Origin of the sequence: Kitasatospora sp. NPDC101176, assembly GCF_044768035.1 — a bacterium.
GTDB lineage: Bacteria > Actinomycetota > Actinomycetes > Streptomycetales > Streptomycetaceae > Kitasatospora.
The window spans coordinates 46132-52131 of record NZ_JBIWPA010000024.1; the positions used below are offsets into that span (position 1 = coordinate 46132).

At 68.8% G+C, this 6000-nt stretch carries 4 protein-coding genes; 3 read left to right on the forward strand and 1 reads right to left on the reverse strand.

Going from position 1 to position 6000, the window contains the following annotated elements:
• Positions 1 to 235: 235 nt before the first annotated feature.
• On the forward strand, positions 236 to 2032 hold the full coding sequence (locus tag ACIRS1_RS27500) for an N-acetylmuramoyl-L-alanine amidase (protein WP_402844548.1): 1797 nt from the start codon (positions 236 to 238) through the stop codon (positions 2030 to 2032).
• Positions 2033 to 2115: 83 nt separating this feature from the next.
• On the opposite strand, the gene ACIRS1_RS27505 is transcribed toward ACIRS1_RS27500, so the two are convergent.
• A complete protein-coding gene (locus ACIRS1_RS27505; protein ID WP_402844551.1) occupies positions 2116 to 2703 on the reverse strand; it encodes a phosphotransferase in 588 nt (195 codons plus the stop codon).
• A gap of 638 nt (positions 2704 to 3341) precedes the next feature.
• Between ACIRS1_RS27505 and ACIRS1_RS27510 the strand changes: the two genes are divergently transcribed.
• Together ACIRS1_RS27510 and ACIRS1_RS27515 are read left to right on the forward strand one after the other, a co-directional pair.
• Positions 3342 to 5252, forward strand: a complete 1911-nt coding sequence (locus ACIRS1_RS27510; RefSeq protein ID WP_402844554.1) for a hypothetical protein — start codon at positions 3342 to 3344, stop codon at positions 5250 to 5252.
• Positions 5253 to 5286: 34 nt separating this feature from the next.
• On the forward strand, positions 5287 to 5733 hold the full coding sequence (locus ACIRS1_RS27515) for a hypothetical protein (protein ID WP_402844557.1): 447 nt from the start codon (positions 5287 to 5289) through the stop codon (positions 5731 to 5733).
• Positions 5734 to 6000: the final 267 nt, after the last annotated feature.

The following is a 6000-nucleotide window of genomic DNA, read 5'->3' on the forward strand; positions in this document are numbered from 1 at the left end:
CGCTGCAGCGTCCTGGCGGGTTCTGCGAGGTCGCCCGATCGGCGGCCTTGTGCAGGCGCGGTGGCGGGGACGCATCGGTGGCCCTGCGAAGGACCTGCGAAAGTACAGGAGAAGGACCTTGCCCTCGTCACCGAGTAGACACCTCCTCACGAGTACCGCCACCGCCCTGCTCTGCTGGTCCGTCACCATCGGAGCATGCCCGGCCGCGCACGCCGAGCAGGACGGACCACCGGCGGTGAGCCGTGTCCAGTCGGCCTTCACCGATGCCGCCGCGGAGTTCCACGTGCCGGCACCGGTCCTCCTCGCGGTCGGCTACCAGGAGTCCTGGTGGGAGTCCCACCGCGGGCAGCCCAGCGCCGGCGGCGGGTTCGGCCTGATGCAGCTCACCGACACCGACCCCGGCATGCGGCAGGCACGGCCGCCCGCCGAGCCGACGACGGAGGCGGGTGCCCGCGCGGCGTCCCACACGCTGGCGGCGGCCGCCGCACTGATCGGCGCCGATCCGCAGCAGGTCCTCGGCGACGACCGGCAGAACATCAGGGCCGGAGCGGCCCTGCTCGCCTCCTACCAGGAGCAGTTGACGGGCAGCCGCTCCGGCGACCCGGGGGCCTGGTACGGGGCGGTGGCCCGGTACAGCGAGGCCGGCCGGGAAAGCGGTGCACGGCTGTTCGCGGACGACGTCTTCGCCGTCATCCGGGACGGCGCGGCGCGGGTGCGCTCCGACGGCCAGCAGGTCGTCCTGGAACCCCTGCGCCAAGTGAACCCGGACACCCGTCAGCTGGCCGCCCTCGGTCTGCCGCAGGAGCAACAGGCGGCCCAGGGAACGGAGTGTCCGCCCACGCTGGACTGCCGGTTCGTGGCGGCCGCCGTGGGCAACTACCAGAGTGCCACGCGGCCGGAGAACGGCGTCCCGATCGACACCATCGTGATCCACGACGTCGAAGGATCCTACGACTCGGCCATCGCGACCTTCCAGAACCCCTCCAGCGGGGTCTCCGCCCACTACGTCGTCCGTTCCGGCGACGGGCAGGTCACGCAGATGCTCCCCACCGGAGCGATCGGCTTCCACGCCGGCAACTACTGGACCAACCTGCACGCGATCGGCATCGAGCACGAAGGCTTCGCCGCGCAGGGCGCGACCTGGTACACCCCGGCCATGTACCACTCCTCGGCCGCGCTCGTCCGGTACCTGGCCGACCGCTTCCACATCCCGCTCGACCGCCAGCACATCATCGGCCACGACAACGTCCCCGGCCCCTCCCGCAGCGCCGTCGCCGGGATGCACTGGGACCCGGGGCCCTACTGGGACTGGGACCGGTACATGCGACTGCTGCGGGGTGAGGAACCCGACACCATGTGGCGGAGCATGCCGCAGGTGGGCTCGGCCGTCACCATCGCCCCTCGCTTCGCCGACAACATCCAGACCGTCCGGGTCTGCGACCAGAGCGGTACCGCGGCGCCCTGCCCGACCCAGACCCAGCCGTCGAACTTCCTGTTCGTGCGCACCGGCCCCGGCGACACCGCGCCCCTGTTCCCGGACCCGGCCATCCACCCCGGCGCGTCCTCGGGCACCGACCTCATCGACGACTGGGGCGACACGATCGTCGCCGGGCAGCAGTTCGTGGTCGCCGACACCCAGGGGGACTGGACCGCGATCTGGTTCTCCGGCCAGAAGGTGTGGTTCCTCAACCCGCACGGAAGTCTCACCCGGCCGGCCCACCACGGAACGCGCATCGTACGCCCGAAGAACACCCTGGCCGCCATCCCCGTCTACGGAACCGCCTACCCCCAGCCCAACGAGTACCCCGCGGGCCTGAAGCCCTCCACCCAGGCACCCCTGGGCGTCTACACGCTCCCGCCAGGACAGGCCTACGTGACGACCGGCCCCGCCAGGCAGTCCGACGACTACTTCACCAAGCCTTCGGACACCGTCGTCACGGGCGCGGGCCGGTACCTGGCCGTCCAGCTCGACCACCGGATCGTCCTGGTGAACAGTGCCGACGTCGACATCGTCGACCCCGACTGCCCCTGAACAGCCCGCTCCGGTGAGGAGACGTGCCCGGCGGAGTGCCCCTGGAGGCACTCCGCCGGGCACGTCTCCGCCACCGGACGTCCTCAGTCGCACAATTCCGACAGCAGCCGGTAGTACATGATCCGTTCCGGGTCGGGCTCGACTCCGTAGGCTTCGAACAGCGGTTCTTCCCACCCCGGGCCGTAGTTCCACCGCGTACTCCACGTGGCGACGGCGAGGTCGGCCCATCGGTCGGCGACACCGAGGCTGCCGAGGTCGACGTGCCCGGTCCACGCACCGTCGTCTCCGACCAAGGTGTTGGGAGCGCAGGCGTCACCGTGACAGACCACCAGCCGATCGACCGGAGGGATGTCGTAGAGCACGCCGAGCGCCTCCTCGACCGTGCCGAAGTGCTGGAGGTCCTCGGGCAGAACCACCGGAGCGGCAGACCCCGCCGCTACCCGTGACCGTGCGCTCTCCAGTCGCGTTTCGGCCGACCAGCCGAAGGGGCAGTCGGCGACGGGCAGCGCGTCGTGCAGTGCCCGCAGTCCGGAGCCGATCGCGCGTACCGCGGTGCCGGGGTCGTGCTTCCAGCGGTCGTCCACCGCCGCGTGGCCGGGCAGGCCGTGCGTGATGATCCAGGACCCCGCCTCGTCGGCGCCCTCGGCACCACCGCGAACCTCGCTGCCCACCGCAGACGTGCCACCTCGGCCGCGAGATCGATACCGCTGCCGACCGGTGTCCACTTCACGAACTGCCGCTTCCCGCCCGAGCCGACCTGGAACGTCAACCCGCCGAGCTGGTTCTGCCATACGGCCCGCACCGGCCGTCCCTCCGCGAGATCGGTGACGACATGGGGCGGCTCGACAGGACCTCGGGGGATAGAAGCGATCATTCGCCTATTCTCGCCAAGCCGCCCTGATAGCGGCAAAACAATTTCCGACACCTCGGTCGGCAACCCACGCCGTCAGCCGCCATCCGAGCGCGGACCATCCGTGATGGGAGTGCACTCGCCAGTCTGGATCAGGGACACCGTGCGTTCAGCCCGCCGGACTCCTGATCCACGCAGCCTTTCTTCTGCACCGTTGCGACGGCGGTTTCGGGTGCTTCCAGGATCGGAAGGGCAGCCCGCGGTAAGAGGCACTGACCACAGACCGATGGGTTGGCCGATCGGACACACCGGGCTGCGGTACCCGCGAGCACAATCGAATGAGCGGTGTGCACGTCAGTACGCCAGCTGGTCAACCGACTGGAATCACCCGTTGGTCCGCATGTCCTGGAGAGTTCCTTGGAACCGTTCGATCTGAAGTCCCTGCTCGAAAATTCCGGCATGAAGATCCCGCCGTATGGGTTCACCTTCCCGACCTTCACCCAGTTCTGCGAAGGCGGGAACACGGAGTTCCAGAAACTGTTCGCGTCATATCTGGACGTCGTGAGCAGGGACAAGGCGTGGGTCTTCCGAGAGGGGATGAATGATCCCCGCAAATCCCGAAAGGCCCTGGAGCCGATCAAGGGCGACTACAAGGGATTCGCCAGGATGGTCCCCGTGGAGCTGGAGCGCATCCGTATCCAGAGTGACCCCGCCAGCCGGCTGGAGGAACGGCTGAAGGACGGAAGCGCCGCCTTCTCCGAGGTGCACACCCTCACGGTGAAGAGTATCGGCCGAGCCACCGAAACCCACGCGGCGGCCGTCAAGACGATCAACGCCATCAGCAGTTTCGGCGCCGCCATGGACGGGGTCAAAGCCTGGGATCAGCCACCGACCAATCTCAACCCCGCCAAGGGCCGCATCAGGGTCGGCCTGTTCCGTAAGGACCACGACGAGCACGTCGCCTCGCTCACCGAGGCGATCAGCAAGGCCCAGTCGGCCGCGGGGTTGCTGAGGTACCAGAGCGAGCGGTGCAAAGAGGTGGCCGACACGGTCAAGGACCCTTCCCGGGTGTCGAAGAGAAAGACCGGGGCCGAGGTCGAAAAGATCAAAGCCGCCTTCGGCCCGCTGCAGAAGTCCGACAGCGAGCTCGCGCAGTGCATGACGGAACTGGTCCAGGAGATGGACTCCTGCGGGAAGGCGTTCTACGAGTGGTGCAAGAACCACGACAACAGGGTCTTCGTCAGTGAGTACGCGGACAACCACGAGATCGAGGCGTCCGTGCGAGAGGTTCGGGACCGGGCACTCGACGTGGCGCTGGGAAGCGGTGGCGTGGCGGTCTCGGCCGCGACGGCGGGTCTTGGAGCGCTTCCTTGGGCAGGTGCCGCGGTGGGCGTCAAGCTCGCGGTGAAGGCGTACGACAACCTCCAGTTCGGGCTGGTCCGGCAGCGGGAACACGTCAGTACCCGCACGCCGGAGCGTCTCATCGAGAACGCGCAGAAGACCCGTGCCCGTGACAAGGACAGGCGGCGGCGCGATCGCAAGGGCCGGGCTGTCGTCAGCGTCGTGACGACCGGGCTCGAGGTCTTCTCGTTCGTCGGCGACTCGCTCATCCCGGGTGTCGGCACAGGCGCCGACGCCATGTCACAGACCATCGGCATGGTCTCCGACGCAACCACGGGCATACACGACTACGAGCTGCACGCGCTCGACGCTTCGGTCGGGTTCTCCCGTGCGGCGTCCCTGGCGATCGGCGGCGGTGCCGTTCCCGCGGGCGATGAAGGAGACGTCGCGGACATCGACGACGAGACGATGGCCCGCACCGCTCTGGAAGCAGTGTGGGTCCAGTGGGAATCGAATGCGGGCGAAGCCGTGCTCGCGGAGCTCCAGGGCATCAGCGGAGACGTCGGTGCGCAGATATGGGGTGTGCACGCGGACGAGGACACGGCACCCGAGTACGTCGGCGCCGACGAGGGCGCGTACGTCTACACCTTCCGCATCGAGCTGTTGAGCCATCTGACCCGCGAGCCGCTCCACTGTGCCATCGACCTCCGGTGCTTTGCAGACGGCGCGGCGGAGCCCGTCCTCGACACGCTGGTCCTCCTGGAGGACGCCTGGTACGCGAGTCCGTGGTACGACCCAGGTCTCCAGGGCTCGTGGAACGGCTACCTCCAGAACGGCGTCGCGGCCATGGACGGCTGGGCCCGGCAGTTCCTCTATGTCCTCGACCACCACGAGCACGGCGACAAGCTGTCCTCGAAGATCACCAGCGCCGGAAAGCTCATATCGCGTGACCGACTGAGCGGCCTCGGCATCCACGAAACGCTGCTCGACGAGTTCGACCGCCAGCGTTCAGGCATGGAGCACCACTGATCATGACCGTGACGATGAAGGGACAGGGGCAACTGTGAGCGACGTCGAGACGGCGATGCTGAACGCGAAGATCACCGAGGGAAGCGAGGCGCTGCAGGCACAGGAGTGGGGAACCGTGATCACCGTGATCACCGAGATCCTCACCAACAGTGACCTCCTGGCCTCGCTACCTACCCCCACGGTGCAGCCGCTGCAGTGCCTGTTGGCATCCGCCTGGAGCTTCACCGATGACGGGGCGGCGCTGGAGAACGCACGCACGGTGTTCGGCCAAGCCGGGGTCGGCACCGCCGAGGAGATGAGCGAGGCACTCAAACAGTTCGACGCGGACGAAGACCTCCTCAGCTACCTCACCGTCGACGTCTTCGAAGCCGAGGAACCCGAGGAGCAGGACGAGCACCCGGCCCTGGGCGAGAGCGACTGGGAAGACTTCTTCGACGACCCGGAACTGCAGGCCTACCTCAACGAGCGGGGTGAGACCTGACAGTAGTCTCCGGAAGCAGCCTTGCCCGGACGGCAGCAGCCGGTGGCCATACACGACCACCCTCCGACCCGGCACACCGCCCGTGTCCGGTGGCCGCGGCGCCACGGCCCGCACCGGTCACCACGCACGGCACGGGGAGGCCCACCGTCGTCGCCCCGGGGCGTGGGGGGCCCCCCCCCCCCCGGCCCCCCCCCCCCCGCCCCCCCCCCGGGCGCCACGAACTAGACGTGGGTGGGGAGGGGCCCCCCCGCCCCCGGCGGGGCCCCC

What these genes read in the sequence shown, in the direction of transcription:
- ACIRS1_RS27510 (WP_402844554.1), top strand. Translation starts at nt 3,342, where the DNA reads ATGAAGATCCCGCCGTATGGGTTCACCTTCCCGACCTTCACCCAGTTC.